Annotated in this window: 24 protein-coding genes; 7 read left to right on the top strand and 17 right to left on the bottom strand. The window is 40.7% G+C overall.

The window, feature by feature from the left end:
* Positions 1–4: 4 nt before the first annotated feature.
* From QUE46_RS04610 to metA, 6 genes are all read right to left on the bottom strand, one after another.
* Positions 5–760, bottom strand: coding sequence for a hypothetical protein (locus tag QUE46_RS04610; protein ID WP_286246406.1), 756 nt, complete (start codon positions 758–760; stop codon positions 5–7).
* 155 nt (positions 761–915) lie between these two features.
* The gene (locus QUE46_RS04605) at positions 916–1,296 is read right to left on the bottom strand and encodes a hypothetical protein (protein WP_286246405.1); all 381 of its coding nucleotides are present in this window, start codon (positions 1,294–1,296) and stop codon (positions 916–918) included.
* A 67-nt stretch (positions 1,297–1,363) separates the two neighbouring features.
* Positions 1,364–1,729 carry a hypothetical protein gene (locus QUE46_RS04600; RefSeq protein WP_286246404.1) on the bottom strand — a complete coding sequence of 122 codons (366 nt, stop codon included), beginning with the start codon at positions 1,727–1,729 and terminating at the stop codon, positions 1,364–1,366.
* A gap of 734 nt (positions 1,730–2,463) precedes the next feature.
* Positions 2,464–5,094, bottom strand: coding sequence for a methionine synthase (metH, locus tag QUE46_RS04595; protein WP_286246403.1), 2,631 nt, complete (start codon positions 5,092–5,094; stop codon positions 2,464–2,466).
* An 8-nt stretch (positions 5,095–5,102) separates the two neighbouring features.
* Entirely contained in the window at positions 5,103–6,176 is a 1,074-nt protein-coding gene (locus QUE46_RS04590; RefSeq protein WP_286246402.1) for a homocysteine S-methyltransferase family protein, read from the bottom strand.
* A complete protein-coding gene (metA, locus tag QUE46_RS04585) occupies positions 6,166–7,113 on the bottom strand; it encodes a homoserine O-succinyltransferase (protein ID WP_286246401.1) in 948 nt (315 codons plus the stop codon). The genes QUE46_RS04590 and metA overlap by 11 nt, the downstream gene beginning before the upstream one ends.
* A gap of 233 nt (positions 7,114–7,346) precedes the next feature.
* Here metA and ettA point away from each other — a divergent pair, with 233 nt between their 5' ends.
* From ettA to QUE46_RS04560, 5 genes are all read left to right on the top strand, one after another.
* Positions 7,347–9,020: an energy-dependent translational throttle protein EttA gene (gene ettA, locus QUE46_RS04580; RefSeq protein ID WP_029773845.1), complete on the top strand. Its 1,674-nt coding sequence runs from the start codon at positions 7,347–7,349 to the stop codon at positions 9,018–9,020.
* Positions 9,021–9,139: 119 nt separating this feature from the next.
* Complete coding sequence (locus QUE46_RS04575) at positions 9,140–9,496, top strand: PilZ domain-containing protein (RefSeq protein ID WP_286246400.1); 357 nt, start codon at positions 9,140–9,142, stop codon at positions 9,494–9,496.
* Positions 9,497–9,558: 62 nt separating this feature from the next.
* On the top strand, positions 9,559–10,467 hold the full coding sequence (locus QUE46_RS04570) for a histone deacetylase (protein WP_286246399.1): 909 nt from the start codon (positions 9,559–9,561) through the stop codon (positions 10,465–10,467).
* Positions 10,468–10,527: 60 nt separating this feature from the next.
* Positions 10,528–11,022, top strand: a complete 495-nt coding sequence (locus QUE46_RS04565) for a TlpA disulfide reductase family protein (RefSeq protein ID WP_273609317.1) — start codon at positions 10,528–10,530, stop codon at positions 11,020–11,022.
* Between the two features lie 102 nt (positions 11,023–11,124).
* Complete coding sequence (locus QUE46_RS04560; RefSeq protein WP_286246398.1) at positions 11,125–11,790, top strand: hypothetical protein; 666 nt, start codon at positions 11,125–11,127, stop codon at positions 11,788–11,790.
* 1 nt (position 11,791) lies between these two features.
* Here QUE46_RS04560 and QUE46_RS04555 read toward each other — a convergent pair whose 3' ends face one another.
* The gene (locus QUE46_RS04555; RefSeq protein ID WP_286246397.1) at positions 11,792–13,252 is read right to left on the bottom strand and encodes a PLP-dependent aminotransferase family protein; all 1,461 of its coding nucleotides are present in this window, start codon (positions 13,250–13,252) and stop codon (positions 11,792–11,794) included.
* Positions 13,253–13,356: 104 nt separating this feature from the next.
* On the opposite strand from QUE46_RS04555, the gene QUE46_RS04550 reads away from it, so the two are divergent.
* Together QUE46_RS04550 and QUE46_RS04545 are read left to right on the top strand one after the other, a co-directional pair.
* Entirely contained in the window at positions 13,357–13,932 is a 576-nt protein-coding gene (locus QUE46_RS04550; protein ID WP_286246396.1) for a GNAT family N-acetyltransferase, read from the top strand.
* Entirely contained in the window at positions 13,932–14,519 is a 588-nt protein-coding gene (locus QUE46_RS04545) for an FMN-binding negative transcriptional regulator (RefSeq protein WP_286246395.1), read from the top strand. The genes QUE46_RS04550 and QUE46_RS04545 overlap by 1 nt, the downstream gene beginning before the upstream one ends.
* A gap of 59 nt (positions 14,520–14,578) precedes the next feature.
* Here the strand turns inward: QUE46_RS04545 and cyoE are convergent, their stop codons facing one another.
* From cyoE to nqrE, 10 genes are all read right to left on the bottom strand, one after another.
* On the bottom strand, positions 14,579–15,463 hold the full coding sequence (gene cyoE / locus QUE46_RS04540; RefSeq protein ID WP_273609322.1) for a heme o synthase: 885 nt from the start codon (positions 15,461–15,463) through the stop codon (positions 14,579–14,581).
* A 9-nt stretch (positions 15,464–15,472) separates the two neighbouring features.
* The gene (cyoD, locus tag QUE46_RS04535) at positions 15,473–15,829 is read right to left on the bottom strand and encodes a cytochrome o ubiquinol oxidase subunit IV (RefSeq protein ID WP_004587444.1); all 357 of its coding nucleotides are present in this window, start codon (positions 15,827–15,829) and stop codon (positions 15,473–15,475) included.
* A complete protein-coding gene (cyoC, locus tag QUE46_RS04530) occupies positions 15,829–16,470 on the bottom strand; it encodes a cytochrome o ubiquinol oxidase subunit III (protein WP_286246394.1) in 642 nt (213 codons plus the stop codon). The genes cyoD and cyoC overlap by 1 nt, the downstream gene beginning before the upstream one ends.
* Positions 16,467–18,455, bottom strand: a complete 1,989-nt coding sequence (gene cyoB / locus QUE46_RS04525; RefSeq protein ID WP_286246393.1) for a cytochrome o ubiquinol oxidase subunit I — start codon at positions 18,453–18,455, stop codon at positions 16,467–16,469. Before cyoB ends, cyoC begins: the two co-directional genes overlap by 4 nt.
* A 2-nt stretch (positions 18,456–18,457) precedes the next feature.
* Entirely contained in the window at positions 18,458–19,411 is a 954-nt protein-coding gene (gene cyoA / locus QUE46_RS04520; protein WP_286246392.1) for a ubiquinol oxidase subunit II, read from the bottom strand.
* Between the two features lie 309 nt (positions 19,412–19,720).
* Positions 19,721–20,140, bottom strand: coding sequence for a hypothetical protein (locus QUE46_RS04515; RefSeq protein ID WP_055016845.1), 420 nt, complete (start codon positions 20,138–20,140; stop codon positions 19,721–19,723).
* A gap of 1,076 nt (positions 20,141–21,216) precedes the next feature.
* Positions 21,217–21,429, bottom strand: coding sequence for a (Na+)-NQR maturation NqrM (gene nqrM, locus QUE46_RS04510; RefSeq protein WP_004587136.1), 213 nt, complete (start codon positions 21,427–21,429; stop codon positions 21,217–21,219).
* A gap of 162 nt (positions 21,430–21,591) precedes the next feature.
* Positions 21,592–22,623, bottom strand: coding sequence for an FAD:protein FMN transferase (locus QUE46_RS04505; RefSeq protein WP_286246391.1), 1,032 nt, complete (start codon positions 22,621–22,623; stop codon positions 21,592–21,594).
* 98 nt (positions 22,624–22,721) lie between these two features.
* Entirely contained in the window at positions 22,722–23,951 is a 1,230-nt protein-coding gene (nqrF, locus tag QUE46_RS04500; RefSeq protein ID WP_286246390.1) for an NADH:ubiquinone reductase (Na(+)-transporting) subunit F, read from the bottom strand.
* 18 nt (positions 23,952–23,969) lie between these two features.
* Positions 23,970–24,578 (bottom strand): NADH:ubiquinone reductase (Na(+)-transporting) subunit E, encoded by a 609-nt coding sequence (gene nqrE / locus QUE46_RS04495; protein ID WP_004587139.1) that lies wholly within the window; start codon positions 24,576–24,578, stop codon positions 23,970–23,972.
* Between the last annotated feature and the right edge of the window lie 9 nt (positions 24,579–24,587).

The raw sequence follows: 24,587 nt of genomic DNA, 5'->3' as shown, positions 1-24,587 counted from the left end.
AATTTTACTCAGCACTTATAACTCGCTCTTTTAATAACTGCTCATCACCTTTATATACCTCAAGCCAACCGGGTGGTGATGTATCGCAGCCAATTACAGTAACGTGTAATATGTAACTGTAACGTCCGTTTTTAAACGTATAATGATGATTCCCGCCACTACCCTCAAAGGTAATATCACCGTTTAATAAAACCATATCTGGCTTATCCTTTGGGCTTTTATCAATACCCCACGCTACATAACGGTAATTTCTATCACCTAAATCATCAACGCGAATATGGTAGCTAGCCGTTTTCCAATCAAGCATTGGCTCTTCAAACGTATTAATACTTGAATGAAGTGATTGCTTGTCTTGTTCAATTAAGCGTTTAGCAAATGCCTGCTCTTCAGCATTTTGGGTATTTATACCAATAATTTTACCGTCAGTATCTACCCACATCACGCCGTTATTTAGCATAATGCCACGCCAACCAACTTTATCCCAATCGGTATTAATATTAGAGCTGCCAATAACTGCCACTAGCTCGTCGTCAAACACTTCATCAAAGCGGTTAATAAACTCAGCTTCATTTTTAATGTCAGGCAATGGGTATTGTCTTTTTAGAGGGTAGCGAATATGCGCAGCAATCGCAGCTTTATCCTGCGTTTTAAAAGCAGCAATAATAGGTAAAACACTCTCGTGATACTTTTGCTCAAGCGCAAATGTGTTCGATGTAAAAAGTAGAGATAGGCAAAGGAATATGTAATTTAGATACTTCATTTATAGTCCTTTATCCAAAGTAATAGAATAGATTTATAAAGAGATTAAATGTACTAGGATTTTAGGTAAAGCATATCTAATAACCTAAAGGAAGAAACACTAATTAACTTATTATTTCAATAATCAAAAAATTAAACTTCAACTCCTCTTAAAGTTTAGCCTTTACTATTTTTTAAAAAGGCAGCGAACTCGTGAGGTGAGCTATCATAAAATAGACGTATAATACTTTCTGTTTCATCTTCATTTTTATCTATAAAGATTTTAAAGGTGTTACGCTTAAAAAAGGGTCCTAGAAAGCGCCTTCGGATGGAAACACTGGTAGAAATGCACCATAATTTTTTTTCTAGGCAACTTACTTGCAATGAAGCCTTATTATCTCCTAGAGCTTGAAAAAATAAAATTTTCATGGCGGATTCTGAATTCTCATTCTCCCAAATAAAACCTTTGAAAAAGGTTATAGCTTCACTAATATTTGGTTGTAATGGAACATCCTGCTCCGCTTCCTCATCATAATACCCACAAAAAATATTTTCCATTAGATATTTTTTCCTTTTAGTTATAAATTTTCCTCTTAAAGAAGCTGAAAATCACATTAAATAAACCTTATAAACCATACAGTTTATTAATAAATATATAGATTATTAATCCGCATATAAACGAAGCCAGTACATTTGAATAAATTCGAACGTTATAGCTTTTCAAAAAGCGCTCTTTCATTAAAGTTATTGGGATCAAAACTAAGCACAAATAAGCAAACCAAGAGGATACAAATATATCTGCTAATTTAGATTGCATTAAGGGAGCGCTATTGCCATATTTTGCGTTACTTATCGCTTCAAAACTCTCACGATCTAATGCTATGGTAGCTACGCCAAATAAAAAAATTATATGAGTAAATAATAAAGCTAAATTTAGCGCTCTTTTTAACAAGCTAATGTCACGAGTTTTAATATTACGTGAGCTGTGCATTTTAGCTTCCTGTTCCTAAAAATGATTAGAAGGGCTAATTTGACTTGTTTTGCATCAAAGTGCAAAAATAGTTTCATTAGTATAAAAATAATAAAAGCGATAATGCAAAGTCAGATAACATTATTTCAAATAAAACAAAGCGTACTCTTTATTTTATTTTTTGCTTTAACCTTAGCCTCTCCTTTTACGGCATAGGTTGAAGTATCCTCAGTAATTGAAGCTTTAAACAACAACGCCCTCATTTTTAAAGAACGCAGCTTTAGCCCAAGTTTAATTTTGTGCGTTCCAATGTTTGCGACGCTAACAGGCTTACTATGGCTAAAAATTAAGAACACTGAAATTAGCCCAAGCCTACTGAATAAGTGGTTCAAACTGTGTGGAATAACTTTATTAGTTATGGTTGTTACCATACCCGTTTACACTAACATTATTGAAAATAAAATTGAGAGTGAAGGTTATAGTATTTGTAATTGGTATGGCCGAGGCTCAATTGGTGCGCCTGATATTTGGGTAAGCTCCCTATTGCATTAAAGAAGGCTTTAAAGTCAGAGTGGAGCTAATCGATTGGTTAAAACACCAAACGACTAAACCAACTCCAAAAGATGTTACGAACAAAATAAATGAGTTGCTCACTGATAAACTTTAAAACAAAAACGAGCCTAATTTGGCTCGTTTTGTTTTACTGATAGCTGACAGCTAAAAACTGACCGCTTCGCTATTTAACCTTTTCGCTTTTATTCCGGCTCATACCCCAAATTAGGCGACAGCCATCTTTCTGCCTCTGCGAGCGTCATATTGGTTCGCTTGGCGTAGTCTTCTACCTGATCCTTTTGCACAGCAGCTACGGCGTAGTATTTTGCCTCTGGGTGTGAGAAATACCATCCCGAAACCGCAGCCCCTGGCCACATGGCGTAGGAGCTAGTTAGCTGCATGCCAATGCGTTTTTCGGTATCGAGTAACTGCCAAATTTTCTTTTTCTCGGTGTGCTCTGGGCACGCTGGGTAACCTGGCGCTGGGCGAATACCTTGGTAGTTTTCGCGAATTAGCTCGTCGTTAGTTAAGTTTTCATCTGCTGCGTAGCCCCAATACTCTTTGCGTACTTGCTCGTGCAGGTATTCTGCAAAGGCTTCTGCGAGCCTGTCGGCAACCGCTTTTACCATTATTTTATTGTAGTCGTCTTGCTGTGCGTCAAACGCGTCGGCTAGGTCGTCTTCTTCTAAACCGCCCGTTACTGCAAACGCGCCAAAGTAATCTGGTGTGCCTTTTGGCGCAATGTAGTCGGCTAAACAATAGTTAGCAAAGTCGGTTTTTTCGGTTTGCTGGCGTAAATGGCACGAGGTGGTTAACAACTCTTTGCGGGTTTCGTCGGTGTAAATTTCTATGTCATCACCCACACGGTTTGCAGGGAATAAACCAATTACACCTAAAGGTTGCAAAGCACCTGATTTTTCAAGGTCGTCGAGCATGTCGTTAGCGTCTTTAAATAGGCTACGTGCTTGCTCGCCCACTACTTCGTCATCCATTATGCGCGGGTATTTACCAGCGATTGACCACGTCATAAAGTACGGGGTCCAATCTATATATTTACGCAACGTGGCAATTGATACATTTTTAAATTCGGTTACGCCCAGCTTTTTAGGCACTGGTGGCGTGTAGTTATCCCAATCAAGCTTGGCGGCGTTATCGCGGGCACGCTGAATTGTAACTGGTTTTGAACGTGGCTTTTTGCGCGCTTGTTGCTCGCGTACTTTTTCGTATTCGGCTTTAGTTTTTTCTAAAAAGGCGGGTTTTAGCTCTTTAGATAATAAGCTCGATACCACGCCTACTGCACGGCTGGCGTTATTTACGTACACTACGCCTTTGTCGTACTGTGGCTCAATTTTAACGGCAGTATGCGCTTTAGAGGTCGTTGCGCCGCCAATCATAAGGGGTAACTCAAAGCCTCGGCGGGTCATTTCTTTAGCTACGTGTACCATTTCGTCTAGCGATGGGGTAATTAAACCCGAAAGGCCGATTATGTCAGCTTTTTCGTCGATAGCTGTTTGCAGTATTTTTTCGGCAGGTACCATTACGCCTAAGTCGATTACTTCGTAGTTATTACATTGCAGTACTACGCCTACAATATTTTTACCTATGTCGTGCACGTCGCCTTTTACGGTTGCCATAACTACTTTACCGTTAGTGGCGCCTTCTTCTTTTTCGGCTTCAATAAATGGGTCTAGGTAGGCCACTGCTCGCTTCATTACACGGGCAGATTTAACAACTTGCGGTAAAAACATTTTACCTGCACCAAATAAATCCCCTACCACGTTCATGCCATCCATAAGTGGCCCTTCAATCACGTGAATAGGTTTATCGGCGGCTGCGCGGCACTCTTCCGTGTCTTCATCTATAAAGGTGGTTATACCTTTAACAAGCGCGTGTTCTAGACGTTTTTCAACAGACCATGTGCGCCATTCTAAATCTTCTACGCGTTCGGCTTGTGCCATGCCCGAAAACTTAGGGGCTATTTCTACAAGGCGCTCACCGGCTCCTGGGTCGGTATTAAGGATTACGTCTTCTACGGCTTTGCGAAGTTCTTCTGGGATATCGTCGTAAACCGCAAGCTGGCCTGCGTTTACAATACCCATGTCCATGCCCGCTTTTATCGCGTGGTATAAAAACACTGAGTGAATAGCTTCACGCACGGGGTTATTACCCCTAAATGAAAACGATACATTAGACACCCCACCCGACACTTTACAGTGCGGTAAGTTTTGTTTAATGCGGCGTGTGCCTTCAATAAATTCTACGGCGTAGTTGTCGTGCTCTTCTATACCGGTGGCTACGGCAAATATATTAGGGTCGAATATAATGTCTTCCGGCGGAAAGCCAATCTCTTCTACTAATATTTTGTAGCTGCGTTCACAGATTTCGTATTTACGGTCTGCGGTGTCGGCTTGGCCTTCGGTGTCAAACGCCATTACAACGGCGGCTGCACCAAAGCGTTTAATAATTTTAGCTTGGCGCTTAAATGGCTCTTCGCCTTCTTTAAGCGATATTGAGTTAACAATCGCCTTGCCTTGAATACATTTAAGCCCTGCCTCTATTACATCCCATTTAGAGGAGTCGACCATAATAGGCACTTTAGATATATCGGGCTCTGATGCAATTAAGTTTAAAAACTTAATCATGGCCGCCTTTGAGTCCAACATGGCTTCGTCCATGTTTATATCAATAACTTGGGCGCCATTTTCTACTTGTTCGCGAGCAACATTAAGAGCTGTTTCATAATCTTCTTCCATGATTAAGCGTTTAAACATGGCAGAGCCGGTTACGTTGGTACGCTCACCAACATTGGTAAATACTGCAATTTGCTGTGTCATGTTGGCTCCTAGTTTAAGTTACAGGCTTCAAGGCCTGATAAACGCATGCGTACATCAAGCTCTGGTAATGGGCGAGGTTTAACCCCTTCAAGCCCTTTGGCAAACGCACGAATATGCGCAGGCGTGGTGCCGCAGCAACCACCAACAATATTTATAAAGCCCGATTTACCCCAATCTATAATCTCGGCAGCCATGTCCTCTGCTTCTAGGTCGTACTCACCAAATTCGTTAGGTAAACCCGCATTAGGGTGTACTGAGGTAAATGTTTCGCATACGCGCGAAAGCTCTTCTACGTATTGGCGCAGTAAATCGGGGCCAAGGGCGCAGTTAAGGCCAATCGAAATAGGTTTTATATGGCGAATAGAGTTATAAAATGCTTCGGTTGTTTGCCCCGAAAGCGTACGGCCTGACGCATCGGTAATGGTACCTGAGATCATAACGGGTAATGTGCGCCCTGCTTGTTCAAATGCTTCTTCTACTGCAAATGAGGCAGCTTTTGCATTAAGAGTGTCGAATATGGTTTCGATAAGTATTAAATCAGCGCCGCCTTCCATTAATGCAAGAGTAGACTCAACATAGGCAGTAACCAGCTTATCAAACGTTACGTTACGGTAACCTGGGTCGTTTACATCTGGCGAGATAGAACAGGTTTTAGATGTTGGCCCTAAAACACCGGCTACATAGCGAGGTTTTTCTGGATTTTTAGCGGTGAACTCGTCACATATCGCACGCGCGAGTTTTGCCGACTCTAGGTTTACCTCACGGCTTATGCTTGCCATGTCGTAATCTTCCATCGAAATGGTGGTTGAATTAAAGGTATTGGTTTCAATAATATCTGCACCGGCGGCTAAAAAGCTGCGGTGTATATCGGTTATTAGCTCGGGCTTGGTAAGGCTTAATAAATCGTTATTGCCTTTTATTAGCACGTGCCAGTCTTTAAAGCGCTCACCGCGGTAGTCTTCTTCTTCAAGCTTGTGAGTTTGGATCATAGTGCCCATTGCACCATCTAAAATTAAAATACGCTGTTTTAGCGCAGCGCTTAATTCGCTTTGCTTATTTTTGTTTGGCACGTTATTCGGCATAGTTGTTAGTCCTCACATCTTGGCTAACTAAATTAATATCATAAGGTGTAGTTTGGTACACGTAGTAATTTAACCAGTTCGAAAAAAGCAAAAAGGCATGGCTTTGCCACGTTTTAGACGGCTTTTTACTTGCATCGTTATCTGGAAAATAGTTTTCGGGTTTTGGCGCGTCTGGGCTTTTTTGTAAATCGCGTTCGTACTCTGCTTTTAATGTGTCGGCATCGTATTCTGGGTGGCCGGTTATAAACACTTGGCTGCCCGACTTATTTTTCATTAAGTAAGCACCTACTTTTTCAGAGCCTGCCAATACCACTATATCGTCGCAGGCGTTTATTTTATTTATATCAATGTGGCCATAACGTGAGTGCGGCACTAAAAAGGTGTCGTCGAAGCCACGAGTAAGTGCTCCGTGATCAAAATAACACTGGTGGGTAAACACGCCACAGAGTTTATCTTTTTTTAAATCACGCTTTAAATTGTAACGATGATACAACGCCGCATGCGCCGCCCAGCACGAAAACAGCGTAGAGGTAACGTGCTGCTCTGCCCAGTCAATAATCACTTTTAGCTCATCCCAGTAGGCTACATCGTCGTATTCAAGGTGTGCTAGTGGCGCGCCAGTTACTAATAAGGCATCGTAGTTATTATCTTTTACCTCGGAGAAATAACGGTAAAAGGTATCTAAGTGCTCTTCTGAGTTGCTACTGCTGCGGTGTGTATCTAGGCGTAATAGTTCTACATTTACTTGCAAAGGCGAATTAGCAAGCAAGCGAATAAACTGTACTTCGGTTTCTACTTTATTAGGCATTAAATTTAAAATAGCCAAACGCATTGGGCGAATTTCTTGCGTTTTTGCACGGCTTTTTGGCATTACAAACACGTTTTCTTCACGTAAACGGGCAATAGCCGGTAGCTCGTCTTTCACTGTAATTGGCATATTTTTACTCCTACTCATAAAAACCGAGAATTTATACGCTCTCATTATGAACAGAATGCTAAAAATATCAACCTCTAGATGTATAGATGTCTAAATGAAATTTATTCATGGTTTTATACTTTGCTAACAAGTGTGCTTTAGCGCTTTAAAACCCGCCATTCGTTGACTGTTTCACCCGTGAGCCACTACAATACAACATTGAAATTTTTATTATTATTTGAAGGCTTTCCTCCATGGTTTTACCTGATAAGTTTATATTCTCGATGAGTCGAGTATCTAAAGTTGTGCCACCTAAGCGCACAATTTTAAAAGATATTTCGTTGCACTTTTTCCCTGGCGCTAAAATTGGCGTGCTAGGTTTAAATGGTGCTGGTAAATCTACATTACTTCGCATTATGGCCGGTGTTGACCAAGACTTTGAAGGTGAAGCTCGCCCTCAACCGGGCACTAAAATTGGTTACTTACCGCAAGAGCCAGTACTGGATGAAAGCAAAACAGTACGCGAAATAGTTGAAGAAGCTGTTGGTGAAGTAAAACATGCCCTTAACCGCCTTGACGAAGTGTACAACGAGTACGCAATGGAAGACGCTGACTTTGACGCCCTAGCAAAAGAGCAAGGCGAGCTTGAAGCGATTATTCAAGCGCACGATGGTCACAACATCGATAACGTTTTAGAGCGCGCTGCCGATGCACTTCGCTTACCTGAGTGGGATGCTAAAATTGAGCACCTTTCAGGTGGTGAGCGCCGCCGTGTTGCTATTTGTCGTTTATTACTCGAAAAGCCAGATATGCTTATTCTCGATGAGCCTACTAACCACTTAGATGCTGAGTCGGTTGCTTGGCTTGAGCGCTTCTTACACGATTACGAAGGCACTGTTGTGGCAGTAACGCATGACCGTTACTTCCTTGATAATGTAGCTGGCTGGATACTAGAGCTTGACCGTGGTGAAGGTATTCCATGGGAAGGTAACTACTCTTCTTGGCTTGAACAAAAAGATGCACGCTTACAACAAGAGCAAAAGTCTGAAAAAGCACGTCAAAAATCAATTGCTCAAGAGCTTGAGTGGGTACGTTCAAACCCTAAAGGTCGTCAAGCTAAGTCTAAAGCGCGTATGGCGCAGTTTAGCGAACTACAGCAGTCTGATTACCAAAAGCGTAACGAAACTAACGAACTATTTATTCCACCTGGTCCGCGTTTAGGCGACCAAGTGCTTGAAGTTAATAACTTACGTAAGAGTTTTGGCGATCGTGTTTTAATCGACGATTTAAGCTTTAGTATGCCAAAAGGTGCCATTGTGGGCATTATTGGTGCCAATGGCGCGGGTAAATCAACCCTATTTAAAATGCTAAGTGGCGAAGAACAACCAGATAGCGGCAGCATTAGCGTAGGTGAAACTGTAGAGCTTGCAACGGTTGATCAGTTCCGTGGCAATATGGACGAAAGCAAAACTGTATTCCAAGAAATATCTGACGGACAAGACGTGCTAAAAATTGGTAACTTTGAGTTCCCAAGCCGTGCATACGTTAGCCGCTTTAACTTTAAAGGTAACGATCAGCAAAAGTTTGTAAAAGACTTATCCGGTGGTGAGCGTAACCGTTTACACCTTGCTAAGCTTTTAAAAGCCGGTGGTAACGTAGTACTACTGGATGAGCCAACCAATGACCTTGATGTTGAAACACTTCGCGCCCTTGAGAACGCTATTTTAGAGTTCCCTGGCTGTGTAATGTGTATATCGCATGACCGTTGGTTCCTCGACCGTATTGCAACGCATATTTTAGATTACCGCGACGAAGGCCAAATTAACTTCTTCGATGGTAACTACACTGAATACGAAGAATGGCTTAAAAAGACCTTAGGCGCAGAAGCTGCACAACCTAAGCGTATTAAATACAAAAAAATTGGTTAATTGTTAACTGATATAACAAACCCTGCATTTATGCGGGGTTTTTTTATGCCATTTTTTATCGCTATGCGCTATTTCCCGCTATGCTTGATTTAAATATTACAATAAAGGCAATTCGTTTTATGGAAAATCGACGTCAGTTCTCGCGTATTCTTTTTTCAACCGCGGCCCAGTTAGAATTTGCAGGAGAGAGCTACTCATGCAAATTACTCGATGTATCTTTACATGGTGCACTCATTACTAAATGCGCGGCGTTTAGTGGCACCAAAAATAGCGAAGCCACCTTGCGCTTTACCTTGCCACAAAGCGATATAGAAATAAAAATGGAGGTGCTTATTTGCCACATAGAAGATCAACACATCGGTCTTAATTGCCACCATATTGATATAAACAGTATTACCTATTTAAAACGATTAGTTGAACTTAATTTAGCCGATGAACAATTACTTCATCGCGAGCTTGCCTCATTGATTGAATAGCAGCAATAGACTCCCTTAGTTAAGTTTATTACCATAGCGCAAACTTTATTATTGATACGGTTATGCGCCTAAACCCTCACTTACCTTTGGTCTATCACAGTAATTATTCGTTTAGCTTTGATCCTAAGCACCGATTTGTAATGAGTAAATTTGCTCATTTATACGAGCAGGTTAAAGGTTTAGGCATTGCAGGTAATAATTTAGTTGAGCCTATTTTGGGCTCCCCCGAGCCACTTGAACTTGTACACTGCGAAAACTACATTCACGACTTATGGCATAACCGCCTAGACGAAAAAGCCATGCGCCGTATTGGCTTACCTTGGTCGCAACCGCTAATGAACCGTACATTCACCGCCCCACAAGGCACGTTACAAACTGCACGCTTAGCATTAAAACATGGCTTAGCCTGTCATTTAGCGGGCGGTACGCACCATGCACACACTGATTTTGGCTCAGGTTTTTGCATGGTGAACGACTTAGCCTTTACCGCGCAAACATTAATACAAAGCAATGAAGTGACCAACGTGCTCATTTTTGATTTAGACGTACACCAAGGCGATGGCACCGCTGAAATGCTCGCGCATCAGCCGTATGCGTATACCTGCTCTATACACTGCGAAAAAAACTTCCCGTTTAGAAAATCCCCCAGCGATTTAGACATCGGCCTTGCTAATAATATGCAAGACGCAGAATACTTAGGCATTGTGGATGACACCCTGCAGTTTTTATTAAAAGAACTCAACCCCGATTTAGTCCTATACGATGCCGGTGTAGATATTTGGCAAGACGATGGCTTAGGTAAACTAGATATAAGCTGGGACGGCATTAAACAGCGTGACCATTTAGTGTTTAAGCGCTGCCTTGAACATAACACCGCTATTGCCAGTGTTATTGGCGGCGGTTACGACAGAAACCATACGCGTTTAGCAAAGCGCCATGCAATAGTGATTGAGCAGGCCGCTGGTTTTTAATGAAATGAAATAACTTAATTCACGTTCTTATTAATATTAAAAAAATAATAAGAACGAACCATGAGAAAACTAATTACTGCAATTACACTGATTTTATTAAGCTTTATAAGCTCTGCACAGCAACTCGCTGATGATGACTCATTACCACTATTGCCTGCAATAACGTTAAACATGGCTGATGGTTCGTCCGTTCACACACAAGATTTATTAGGCCAACCCTACGTTTTACATTTTTGGGCTACGTGGTGCCCATATTGTAAAAAGCTGCAACCAGCACTTGAAAAAATAAAACACAAAGGCTTAAAGGTCATTGCGGTAAGCTTTCAAGAAGACGACGATGCCACCCCCGCCAAAGCAATAATTGATAGAGGCTATACATTTAAAACAGCTATTAAAGCCGATGCCATAGCAAAACAATTAGGAATAAGAGGCACACCCACTACCTTATTTATTAATAAAGCTGGGCGTATAATTTATTTAACCAACACTTCAAACCCTGAAGACGAAAACCTACACGTATATGCCAGAACTTTATTACACGAAGTGAGAAACTAAGTGCATAAATACATCTTAAATAGGCTTACTTGGCCCAACAATAAATCACCAGCTTAGCGCACTATATACTACAATTTAAGCTCATAAATTAATGAGATTATTATGCGTTTATTACTTACTTTGTTGATCATTACTATAAGCGGATGCGCTTTTGCTGAGCAAGAGGCAGCAGAATTGCCCCCGCTCAACCCCAAATACAATGCTGAGCATGCAATAGCACTGGTGAATAAAGGTTCGGGAATTTATGCATTTAACTTACCTGGCTATAAATTACCACACGATGTACAAGTGGTGTATAGGATTAAAAACCCCGATGTAGCTTTTTTAGATGTTGTACGCAACGCAGAACTTATAACGCTAAAGCCCAAACCGTTTAATATTCAACGTTTAATGCGCGGTGAAGCAATAACTATTACCGCCGATGTGTACGAAGGCAATTACAAAAAAGCAGGTAGCCTAATTTACACAAACCGAACAATAGAAATGAGTAAACAGCTGTATGCCCGCCAATTAAAAGACTTAGCACAGCCAACTCAATGGCAAGAATACGATATGATTGATTTAGGCAGCACTGAACGTATTTATATTCATAAAATTAGCCAAGCACCTAGTTTTAACCACCTAATTTTTGTAGATTTGGTAAATGCCTGCATGCAAAAGTTTAGAACCTCAACTCTCCTTCCTAGCCAGAATGAGTTAACATATAAATTTATAAATTGCGGTACATTAAAGCCCTTGTTTTACGAAGCAGCAAGTTTAAAAAAATAGCTTAATAAGCATACTCAGCAATTATGTTTATACCTTCTTGCATGACTTCCTCTGACTGGCCAGCAAAGCCTAGACGCAAGTAGCTAAAGTGTTTAGGTTTTAAGCTTCTATAAGAGTCGCAAAAATAAAACTCTGCTTCTGTTTGTAAATAAATACTGTGCATGTGCAGGTGCTTTTTAATATTAGCCGTATCTATGTTTAAGTTAATCCACATTGCCATCCCACCATCGGGCTTTTTAAACTCAAGAGGTAATCCTTTAGCCTGCAGTGCTCTTAATGAGTTATCCATTGCTTCATATCGCTGTTTATAAAGCTTTGTCATGCGTTTTAAATGACGTTCAAATGCGCCTTCTTTCATAAAGTGCGCTAAAGCTAATTGCATAACCACATCATTTTTATGATTCATTAACTGCTTCCACGCATTAAGCTGTGCGATAACATCAGGGGCAGCGCAAATGTAACCGATTCTGGCTGCGGAAAACATAATTTTAGAGAATGTAGAAAGGTAAATAACTATACCCGCAGGGTCATCCGCCGCCATTGGTTGTAACGGGTGACATTGGTAATGAAACTCATGGTCATAGTCATCCTCTATAATCATTACGCCATGTTGGTAACATAACTGATAAATTTGCATACGCCGTGTAGGCGATAAAGTAACAGTTGTCGGGTACTGATGCAGCGGTGTTAAGTACAACATTTTAATTGAGAAGCGGCTAAGTTGCGCTTTCAAATCATCAATACATAAACCGTATTCATCTTGTTTTATATCTACTATTTGTGCGCCACATGCCGCAAAAGCTTTACGGGCTGGTGGATACCCTAACGTTTCTACAGCAACAAAATCGTTAGTGCTAATAAATGCTTTCGAGATTAAAAATAGTGCTTCTTGTGAGCCATTACACACAAGTAAGTCGTTTGTTTTTAAGTTACGCGCTTTATATAAGTAATTGCTTATTTGCACTTTTAACTCACTCACACCGCTTATATCACCATAATGAAATTTACTGGTATCTACATGGTTAAAAACATGGCTTAAGGAGCGTTTAAATTCTTTATATGGGAAGCAATTAAGATCTGGGAGGCCACCTGCAAAATTATACTTATAATTATTTAAATTCATTGCAGGAGCTGGAACTGCTAGCTCTTTAGCAAATTTATAGGCTTTAGGTGTTAAGGCTGGCACTTGCTTAGTATTAGCGCTGCCTTGGATAGGTAAAGTTTGCGTTACCTTATAACCGCTACGCTCATGAGACTCTAACCATCCCTCAGCCACTAATAGTTGTAAAGCATTCATTATTGTATGACGGTTTAACTGGTAAGTTTGCGCCATTTCTCTGGCTGAGCTTAACTTAGCGCCTACCGCAATATCGCCTTTAATAATTGCGCTACGAAGTGCTTGCGCTAGCTGCAAATACTTTGCTTTGCGTTGCTCATTAAACTCAATATTAATCGGCTGCATACGCTTCCTTAATCTGGTATAGGTAAAAGTTACATTCTGGTTGTTTTTACCAACCCAAATAAGCGTACATTTGTTGCTCACAAATAGCAAAAATGGAGCCATTAATGTTTAATCTGCAAACACATAAAACAAACAAGGTCATTTTAGAGCCATTAAACCATAAGCACCTAAATGGATTATATAAGGCGGGCCAGCACCCTAATGTATGGCAGTGGGTATTAAGCAATTACACTAAAAGCCCTGCAATACTACACGAATGGTTTTTAACTCAGGCGCAATTTAATAAAAACGAACAAGTTGTTTTTGCCATTATTGATAAAAACACACAGCAAGTAGTGGGCACAACACGGTTATTTAAGTTAGATACACATAATTTAAGCGCTGAGATTGGTCATACATTTATTAGTAATGACTGGCAGCGAACTTACATAAATACACACGCTAAATATTTACTGCTTAAATACGCGTTTGATGAGCTTAATTTAGTGAGAATTACATTTAATACTCATGAAAAAAATCAAAAATCACGTAACGCAATTACTCGTTTAGGCGCCCATTTTGAAGGACTCGCTTATAAAGATAGAAAGCTTAATGATGGTAGCTATAGAAACACAGCAAAATTTAGCATAGTTGATGAGCAGTGGCCGAGTATAAAATTACAACTAGAGGAGAGGTTTTAATGTACCCACCGATGCATTTTCAAGAACATGATATTAAACGCTTAAAGGCATTGGTTGAGCAATTTCCGCTAGCGAGTATTTTAATGCCCAGCTCGCAAAGTGGCTTAAATACTATATGCCATGTACCTGTATTATATGAGCACTCACGTAATGTATTTATGGCTCACGTAGCAAAAAACAATCCGTTAACACAATGTGATGAACACTCTGTAAAATTACTTTTCAATGGTGACAATTGTTACCTATCTCCCTCTTATAGCAATAATAAAACACTGCCGAGCTGGCTTTACTCATCTGTGCAAATAACCGCAAAGGTAGTGATTATTAAAAGTGATATTGAGAAAGAAAAAATAATGAATCAACTAACAACCCATTTTGAGCAACCCTTTAAGCCCATGTGGAATATTAATCACGTGCCCATACGCAGTCGCCAAGTAATGTATCAACAATTAAGCTTTATAGAGTTTACTCCCACTCATTGGAGTGGAAACTTTAAACTAAGCCAAAATAAATCACCTGATGTAAGAGCCCGTATAAAACAAAGCCTAGAACTTGCCAACAAGCACTCTATTGCCCAGCTATTTTAGGCATAAAAAAAGGCCCTTTCGAGCCTTTGGATTAACTTTGGAAATGTAAAGTTTTAAAATTATATTAGTGTAAGCAGTTGTGGCGCTGCGCTGTGGTAGTCAACGGCCATGGCTATACTGAGTGCTGTAATATTTATAATAGAAAAAGCAAATACTTGGCGTGCCCAGCTTGTTAAATTAACATTACGGCGATAGCCACGCAGTGCCATAAGTAACCACCAAAAACTGGTAATACACGCCACAGCCATAAAGGCGGCGCCCGTGTAGCCACTTATTGGTAACAGCATGACGACTAAAGCATATACAGCAATATAAAGTACGATATGACGTTTCGCTTTATCAATCCCTTGCGCTACAGGTAATACAGGAATACCTGCGGCTTGGTAATCTTTAAAGCGAAAAATAGCAATGGCATATGAGTGCGGCATTTGCCACAAACTAAACATAACTAGCAGTATTAATGCGCCCATATCGAACTGCCCTGTTACGGCGCAGTAACCTACAACAGGGGGCACAGCGCCTGAAAGGCTGCCTACAAACGTGCCATAAACAGAGTTGCGTTTCATGTAAAGGCTATAAACCCCAACATAAATGACATAACCAAACACTGCAAAAAATACCGCGGCTTGTGTGGTGTAAGCAATGAGTAAACCAAAACCTACAACCCCCAACAAAACCCCGTGACTCAGTGCAGCAAAGGCCGACATTTCGCCTGTTACTGTAACCCGCGTACGCGTACGTGCCATGGCTACATCTATATCTCTATCAATAACATTGTTGATAGCACAGCCCGATGCAACCACAAGTGACAAGCCAATAAGCGTAACAACCATTAGCCATGGGTCTATATCTCCGCGAGAGGCAAGCAAAAAACCGCCTGCAACGCTAATAAGGTTGCCCATAATAATGCCCGGCTTAGTCACTGATAAATAACGACGAAACATCTTCAACTCCTAGTACATCATCATTGCGTTAGATTCGTAAATTATCCAAACCGATAACCCAACAACCATGACGATAATTAGGGCGCTGAATAAAAATGAGAAGGTACTTGCACGGCCATCTTCTGTCGTAAAATTAAGGTGTAAAAAGTATTTTAAGTGCACCCAAATTTGTACAATAGCTAAAGTAACAATGCTCCAAAGCGTAGTTACTTTTGAAAAGTCGCCTTCCATAACCATGTAAAACGGTATGGCGGTTAAAATTATTGATAGCACAAAGCCTATTAAGTAAGTTTTAACACTGCCATGAGATTCATCATGGTGCTCGTTTTGCATTTGCTTTAACGCGTGCGCTTCGCTGTGGCTCATTACATTGCTCCCATTAAATAAACAACGGTAAATACACAAATCCAAACAATGTCTAAGAAGTGCCAAAACAGGCTTAGGCAGCTTAAGCGTGTCACTGTTTGTTTACCTAAACCACGTTTAGCCACTTCTATCATCATAATACTCATCCAAATTAGACCCGCAGTTACGTGTAAGCCATGTAAGCCTACTAACGAGAAGAATGAGGTTAAAAAAGCACTTTGTTGCGGGCCGTTACCATGCACAATTAGGTGGTGAAATTCGTAAATTTCCATGCCTATAAACACAGCACCTAAACAAAAGGTGATAAACAACCAGATGAGTGTTAGTGCCTTTTTTTGCCCTTGTGCGGCAATCATGGCAAAGCCAAAGGTAATACTACTAATAAGTAGCGCAGCAGTTTCTACTGCAACAAAGTCGAGTTCAAAAATGTCTTTACCTGATACACCGCCGGCTGTGTTCATAAACAGCACGGCGTAAGTGGCAAAAAACGAGGCAAATAATAGGCAATCGGTCATTAGGTATAACCAAAAGCCAAATATCGTATCGCCCGATGTGTCGTGATGCTCATGCGCGTGGGCATGAGCATCGTGCGATACAGAGTCTAAATTTGCAGATTCTAGATTTGCAGAAAGTGTACTCACGCGTTTAGCTCCTTATTTCCACTTGAATTATACGCAGCTTCAGTGCGTGCAATTTCATCTGGCTGTATGTAGTAATCAACATCATTGGTGTAACAACGCTTAATAAATATGGCAATTCCACCCACTAGCCCTACTACAGCTAACCACCAAATATGCCAGATCATGGCAAAACAAAATGCTGTTAGGCTAGCTGCCATCAACACACCTGCAGAGGTATTTTTAGGCATATGAATTGGGCTGTAACTTGCTTTTGTTTGATAAGCTTGGCCTTTTTCTTTCATGTCGGTCCAGGCATCAATATCGTCAATGTGTGGAATAGTGGCAAAGTTATACACTTGTGGAGGTGAGCTAGTTGCCCATTCTAGTGTATGGCCGTTCCACGGATCGCCAGTTGCATCGTCAAGTGCTTCACGGTCTCTAAAGCTAACAAATAGCTGTACGGCTTGGAAAATAATACCAAACATAATAATCACAGCACCGCCTGCGGCAATGTATAACCACATGTTCCAATCTGGGTTGTTAGTGTGGTTTAAGCGACGTGTCATACCTAAGAAACCAAGTACATACAACGGCATAAATGCCACGAAGAAACCAACTATCCAACACCAAAAAGACGCTTTACCCCATTTTTCGCTAAGCTTAAAGCCCATTGCTTTAGGGAACCAAAACACAAAACCTGCAAGGTAGCCAAATACAGCGCCACCAATAATTGTGTTATGGAAATGCGCAATTAAGAATAAACTGTTATGCAACACGTAATCGGCACCCGGAATAGCCAGTAGTACGCCGGTCATACCGCCTACTGTAAAGGTAACCATAAAGCCTAATGTCCAAAGTACAGGAACGCTGATACGTAAACGGCCGCGGTAAATAGTAAACAACCAGTTGAATAGCTTAACGCCAGTAGGGACTGCAATAACCATGGTCATTACCCCAAAGAACGCATTAACGTTTGCACTCGACCCCATGGTGAAAAAGTGGTGTAGCCAAACAATAAAACCTAAAATTGAGATTGCACCGCTGGCGTAAACCATCGATTTGTAACCAAACAAACGTTTACCGGCAAAGGTTGAGATAATTTCAGAAAAAATACCAAACGCAGGCAGTACTAAAATATATACCTCAGGATGACCCCATGCCCAAAACAGGTTGATGTACATCATGGCGTTACCGCCCAATTCATTGGTAAAAAAGTGGAAGTCGAGGTACCGGTCAAGCGTTAGCATTGCAAGTACAGCAGTTAAAATTGGGAATGATGCTGCAATTAAGATGTTTGCCCATGTACATGCCCATGTAAAAATTGGCATTTTCATTAGGGTCATACCTGGGGCACGCATTTTAAACACAGTCGCTAAAAAGTTTACTGCAGTTAAAAGTGTACCGAGCCCGGAAATCTGCAAGGCCCATATATAATAATCGACCCCCACCCCAGGGCTAAAGGTCAGCTCCGAAAGCGGCGGATACGCCACCCAACCTGTTTTTGCAAACTCACCAAATACAAGCGACAAGTTAATTAAAATGGCCCCGCTGGCAGTAAACCAAAAACTTAGGTTATTTAAAAATGGAAAAGCGACATCGCGTGCGCCAATTTGCAGTGGCAATACAATGTTCATTAGGCCAATCATAAATGGCATAGCCATAAATATGATCATGATAACGCCGTGCGCTGTAAATATTTGGTCGTAATGCTCAGGAGGTAAATAACCTGGCGCACCACTGGTAGCAAGTGCCAACTGCGCACGCATCATTATTGCATCAGAAAAACCACGAAACAGCATTATTAGTGCTAAAAAAATGTACATTACGCCTAAGCGTTTATGATCAACAGAGGTGATCCAGTCGTGCCAAAGCACGCCCCACTTTTTATATTTAGTAATAAGCCCGGCAATAATAAGCCCGGCAATCGCTATCACCGTCATGGTAACCATTATAATTGGCTCATGAAACGGAATTGCGTCGAGTGAAAGTTTACCTAAAAACGACATTATTATTCCTCGCCCTGGCTGTGAGATGAAGGCATTGCGTGTTCATTCATTTCATGGTGCTTTTTGCTCATTTGCCCATGCTCGCTCATCGCTTGATGTTTTTTATTCATATCGCCATGTGCCTGCATATACTTCATAACAATGGTATGAAATAGGCCGTCGTCGACCTTGCCATAATAGGCAACAGGATTATTTTCACTGGCTTTTGCAAGCTCAACATAATTGGCATGGGTGAGGTTATTAGCATTGGCTTTAACGCTTGTTACCCACTTTTCAAAGTCGGCTTGTGTTGGAGTGGCAATGGCATTGAATTTCATACCGGTAAAACCTGCGCCACTGTAATTAGCTGAAAAGCCTTTAAATGTGCCCGGCTCATTAGCAATTAAGTGAAGCTTGGTTTCCATGCCAGCCATAGAATAAATTTGACTACCTAGCTGAGGAATAAAAAACGAGTTCATTGTGCTTTGTGAAGTGATTTTGTATTCAACAGGTACATTAGCCGGAAATACCAATTCATTTACCGTTGCAATACCTTGCTCTGGGTAAATAAATAGCCACTTCCAGTTTAATGAAACCACCTCTACAGTGAGGTGCTCGCCTTTACCTTCAATAGGTTTATAGGGGTCTAAGTCTTGGGTAGACTGCCAAGTAATAACACCTAAAATAATAACGATAACAATAGGAACAGCCCAAACAACGGCTTCAATCTTATTTGAATGAGCCCATTTTGGTGCATAAATTTCATGATCTTGTGTGTCTCGGTATTTCCATGCGAAATACAAAGTCATCACAATAACGGGGATTACTACAAGCAGCATAAGGACAGTAGCAATGATGATTAAGTTTTTCTCATCAATACCTATTTGGCCTTTTGGATCGAGTATCCCGCCTTTACAGCCTGACAACGCCAGCACCGTACTAGCTAAAGCAATATTACAAAGGTTACGAATTAACAAGGGAGTATCCTACAAACCTAGAGTTTTAATTTGCTGCTTTGAATAAAAATCAAGCAACGATTTTTCAATAAAAACCCAAGTTAACTAGAACTAAATTATAAAAATAAAGGGACTGAACCCGCTGCAAGTGGATGCAAAAAATACCTAGCAACAAACCCAGCTTCTAAACGCATTTATATAACGTAATAAAAGTTAACTTGGGTGAGTGTTGGTTGGCTGACGTGTTTAAAACACGCGGCTACATTGCTAATGCAAACTTTAATTATTTACAGCAAGAAAAAATAATTAAAACCAGCAACAAATGAAGCCTTACAGACAACCTGTAAAGCTAGGTGGAGCACGACAACCATGTGCAGCGGACACAGGTTGGTGTACTTTTGCCTCGCGAAAAGCGAAAGCGGCTTTACGAAGGATTATTCCAGCACGACGCGCCGGAAAAATATGGAACAATAACCAGCAAAGGCCAATGAGTAGCTGACTAGATATGATCGGATGAGCTAAAAATTGCGTGATGTGCAGCAAAACAGGCTCAACAATAGAGCCATTGCTAAACAGCGCTTCAAGCTGAAAGGCATCCTCTAATGCACCACTTAGCAGCATTACCGTATTAAACACTAATAATGTTATAGCGACACACACGCCCTTGCCCGCTTTATTCAAGCGCTCACACGTTTGCGGTTTGCTAGAAGCAAAAGCCGTATTTGTATGATGCAAAGAAAGTGTGTTCAAAGACATAACCTACTAAATGACTAATAACAAAATTAGAGTAATTAAGCGCGCAATGGAAAAATTAAAAAACATTGCTGCTGTAAGCCCTAAAACGAGGTGCTAAATACAATCAAACCCGGCTAGCACACATTTACCTAGTGAGAATTGATCCGTATCAAACAAACTTTCAAAACTTACTGAAAGTTCGATGCTGAGTATAACAAAGACAGTTTTCGGTTCAACAAAAAATATAAAGTTTTGCGTTAAGCTTTCGCAGCTATTTTGTTAATAAAAAATAACACAATAAAAAATAAAGGTTTAGCTTATAGATATTTGATATTTAAGAGGCTTGAGGAGTAGAGATAAGGATATTAATGAGGTTGAAAATAAAGGAGCACAAATAAAAACAGCCCAAATTCAGTCACCACCGAAATTGAGCCGCCTTTCACACTGACAACATCTTCACACACAATATAAAGATTTTTGGTTTACACTGCGTGGCAATTGTAGGGAATAAAAACAACTTAAGCTAAGTCACCACCGAACTTGAGTTGCCTTTCACACTGACAACATCTTCACACACAATATAAAGATTTTTGGTTTACACTACGTGGCAATTGCAGGGAATAAAAACAACTCAAAACCAGTCACCACCGACCTTGAGTTGCCTTTCACACTGACAACATCTTCACACACAATATAAAGATTCAGTTTGTTAGCTACGCTAACCAATTTAGGTCTAAGCCATAAACATGTGCGTTGTAAGAAAATAAAACAGCTCTCAGTTGGTCACCACCAAAGTCGAGCTGCTTTTACACTGACAACATCTTTACACACACATTTATAAAGATTCTTTTCAGCGAGGCTAACTTGCCTCAAGCTTGTCACTAGAGCCTTGCTCTGTGTCTATGGTTAAACTTTAGAGTGTTAGCTCCAATTTGACAAACGAGAAAAATAAACCTAATAGGTGAAAAAAACTAAACTATAGACCTTGGTCTAATACATTTAGATTGGATTGCTTTGGAAACTATGATGCGAAGGCGTTTTGCAGGTACAAAAAAAGCGCCAAAAGGCGCTTTTTGTCATTAAGCTACAGCTTAAATAATTTGGTTTTCTTTCCAGGCTTGCTCTTTAGCCATACGCTTTTTACGCTTATCACATGGATCGTCACAATCACAGGCTTTATCAATACCTACCGAGCCTAATCCACCGCAACTACTTGCCATAGACTTTCTTTGCACGATCATACCAACAGCCATAGCTATCACGATTAAAATTAATAAACCAAATGTAAGAAGAAAAAGTGACATTGCTTAGCCCCTATTGATCAGCAACAAATTATGCTCAAACATTGTTGAGCGACCGCTAAATTATACACCCAAAACCCACATAGATGCGAGAAAAGTCTATTTCAAAAAATCGGTTGTAATATGCGTTTAGCACTAATAAAGCTTTAACTAAACGTTATTATATTACAAATAAGGTTTAAATGCAGTGCTCGCGTAAGTCACAATGCCTTTGTCTGATTTAGCCATTAAGTACACTGGTAAATCGTGCTTTTCAGCGTATGCTTTAGCATCGTCCATTCCCATAACCGTTAATGCAGTTGCTAAGCCATCTGCGGTCATTGCACTAGGATGTAATACAGTAACCGACACTAAGTCATGTTTTATTGGCATGCCTGTTACTGGGTCTATTAAATGGGTGTAGGTTTCGCCATCCATTTTATAAAAAATACGGTAGTCACCTGATGTTGCAATGCCATTCGTACCAGGCGCTAATACACGGTGAACTTTTCGCTCACCTGGTGGCGCATCTGGCTGCTCTATCGCAATTTTCCAATCTTGGTTATTTGGCTTTTCACCGCCAATGCGCAGCTCCCCACCTATTTCTACCATATAGTTACTAATGTTTTGGCTTTCAAGTAATTGCGCTACTTTATCAATGCCATACCCTTTCGCTGTGGCCGAAAACGATAGCTCTAAACCATCAACTGTTTTAGCAAGGCCCTGCTCAGTAAGGCTAAGTTTATCTACACCTATTTTTTCAATCATTGCAGCAAGTGCTTCATCATCTGGACGCTTAGTTGGTTTTTTATCAGGTCCAAAGCCCCATAAATCTATTAACGGGCCCATGGTTACATCGAGCGTTTTGGTCGACTTACCTAAGCGAATAGATTCACTCACCACAGCCCTAAAGTCTTCGCTAATTGACATAACCTGATTGGCGGGTAATTTATTAAATGTGTTAATTTCAGAATCTGGAATATACGTAGACATAGACTGATTAACTGCTTTTAGCTCATCATCTATTTGCTGCTGTAACTTTGTGGCATCAACGCTTTTATCGTCGGCAAAGTATTTAATATGATAGGTGGTGCCCATCGTTTTGCCTTCTAAGAATACCTCCTGAGGTGTTTTATCAGCCCCACAGCCAGAAATAAATAGCATTATAGTTAATAAAAAAATACTGATAGCGCCTTGAGAACTGCTTACTCTGTTCATTAAATTAGCCCATGTAAAATAAAATAAAAAAAGCCCCGTAGCACAAAGTGCGACGAGGCCCGTATTTTAACCAAAACTAAGCTGTTTTGATATGGGTGTTAACCACCGAAGTCATCTAGTAAGATGTTTTCGTCTTCTACACCTAGGTCTTTAAGCATGCCGATAACAGCCGCGTTCATCATTGGAGGACCACACATGTAGAACTCACAATCCTCTGGCGCTTCATGATCTTTCAAGTAGTTTTCATAAAGTACGTTATGGATAAAGCCTGTGTAACCTTCCCAGTTATCTTCTGGTTGTGGGTCAGACAATGCGGTATGCCATACAAAGTTATCATTTTCAGCTGCTAAGCCGTCGAAATCTTCAACATAGAACATTTCACGCTCAGAACGCGCACCATACCAGAAACTAATCTTACGCTTAGAGTTTAAACGCTTAAGTTGGTCAAAGATATGTGAACGCATTGGTGCCATACCTGCACCACCACCTACGAATACCATTTCAGCGTCTGTGTCTTTAGCGAAGAACTCACCAAATGGACCTGAAATAGTTACCTTGTCGCCTTCTTTAAGTGACCAAATGTACGATGACATTTTACCACATGGTAGGCTTAGGTTTCTTGGCGGCGGTGTAGCAATACGCACGTTAAGCATGATAATGCCTTCTTCTTCCGGGTAGTTAGCCATTGAGTATGCACGAATTGTTTCATCGTCTACTTTTGACTCCAGGTCGAAGAAACCAAAGTGATTCCAGTCGCCACGATACTCTTCAGGAATATCGAAATCTGCGTATTTAACATGGTGAGCAGGCGCTTCGATTTGGATGTAACCACCCGCACGGAAAGGCACTGATTCGCCATCTGGAATTTGTAGCTTAAGCTCTTTAATGAACGTTGCTTTGTTATCGTTAGAGATAACTTCACAATCCCATTTTTTAACACCGAAAATTGACTCTTCAAGTTCAATTTCCATGTCATTTTTAACATTTACCTGACATGCTAAACGACAGCCTTCACGGGCTTCACCTTTAGAAATGTGATCAAGTTCTGTTGGTAAGATATCGCCACCACCTTCTTTAATGTGTACACGACACTGACCACAAGAGCCACCGCCACCACAAGCAGAAGATACGAAAATACCTGATTCAGATAGCGCACCTAAAAGCTTGCTACCTGCTGATGTTTTAATGGCTTTGTCTGGATCGCCATTAATACCGATGATGATGTCACCGCTTGCAACTAACTTAGATTTAGCACCAATGATGACTAAAACTAGTAGTACAACGATAGCGATGAAAACACCAACGCCTAAGAAAATCTCATAACTCATGATTTATCCTCGCTACCTTTACAGTGAAATACCAGAGAATGACATAAAGCCAAGACCCATTAAACCAACAGTGATGAAGGTAATACCTAAACCACGTAGGCCATCTGGCACGTCTGAATATTTCATTTTCTCACGGATACCTGCAAGTAATGTAATTGCAAGCGCCCAACCAACACCAGCGCCAACACCATAAACAACAGACTCGCCGAAGTTATAGTTACGCTCAACCATGAATGATACCGCACCAAAAATTGCACAGTTAACTGTGATTAGTGGTAAGAAGATACCTAATGCGTTGTAAAGTGCAGGGAAAAACTTATCTAATGCCATTTCCAAAATTTGCACTAGTGCTGCAATAACACCAATGAACGTTAAGAAACGTAAAAAGCTAAGGTCTGCTTCAGGGTAACCAAGCCACTCTAATGCACCTGGTGCAAGTACGGCATGGTAAACCAAGTTATTTACTGGTACAGAAATGCCCAGTACCACAATAACGGCTACACCTAGGCCAATCGACGTAGTTACTTTTTTAGATACTGCTAAGAAAGTACACATACCTAGGAAGAAAGCTAAAGCTAAGTTTTCAATAAAAACCGCTTTTACAAATAAACTAATATAATGTTCCACTGCTTGCCC

The organism is Pseudoalteromonas sp. MM1 (assembly GCF_030296835.1).
Lineage (GTDB): Bacteria > Pseudomonadota > Gammaproteobacteria > Enterobacterales > Alteromonadaceae > Pseudoalteromonas.
Note: the sequence above shows the minus strand (reverse complement) of the source record. Positions and strands in the feature narration are given on the sequence as shown.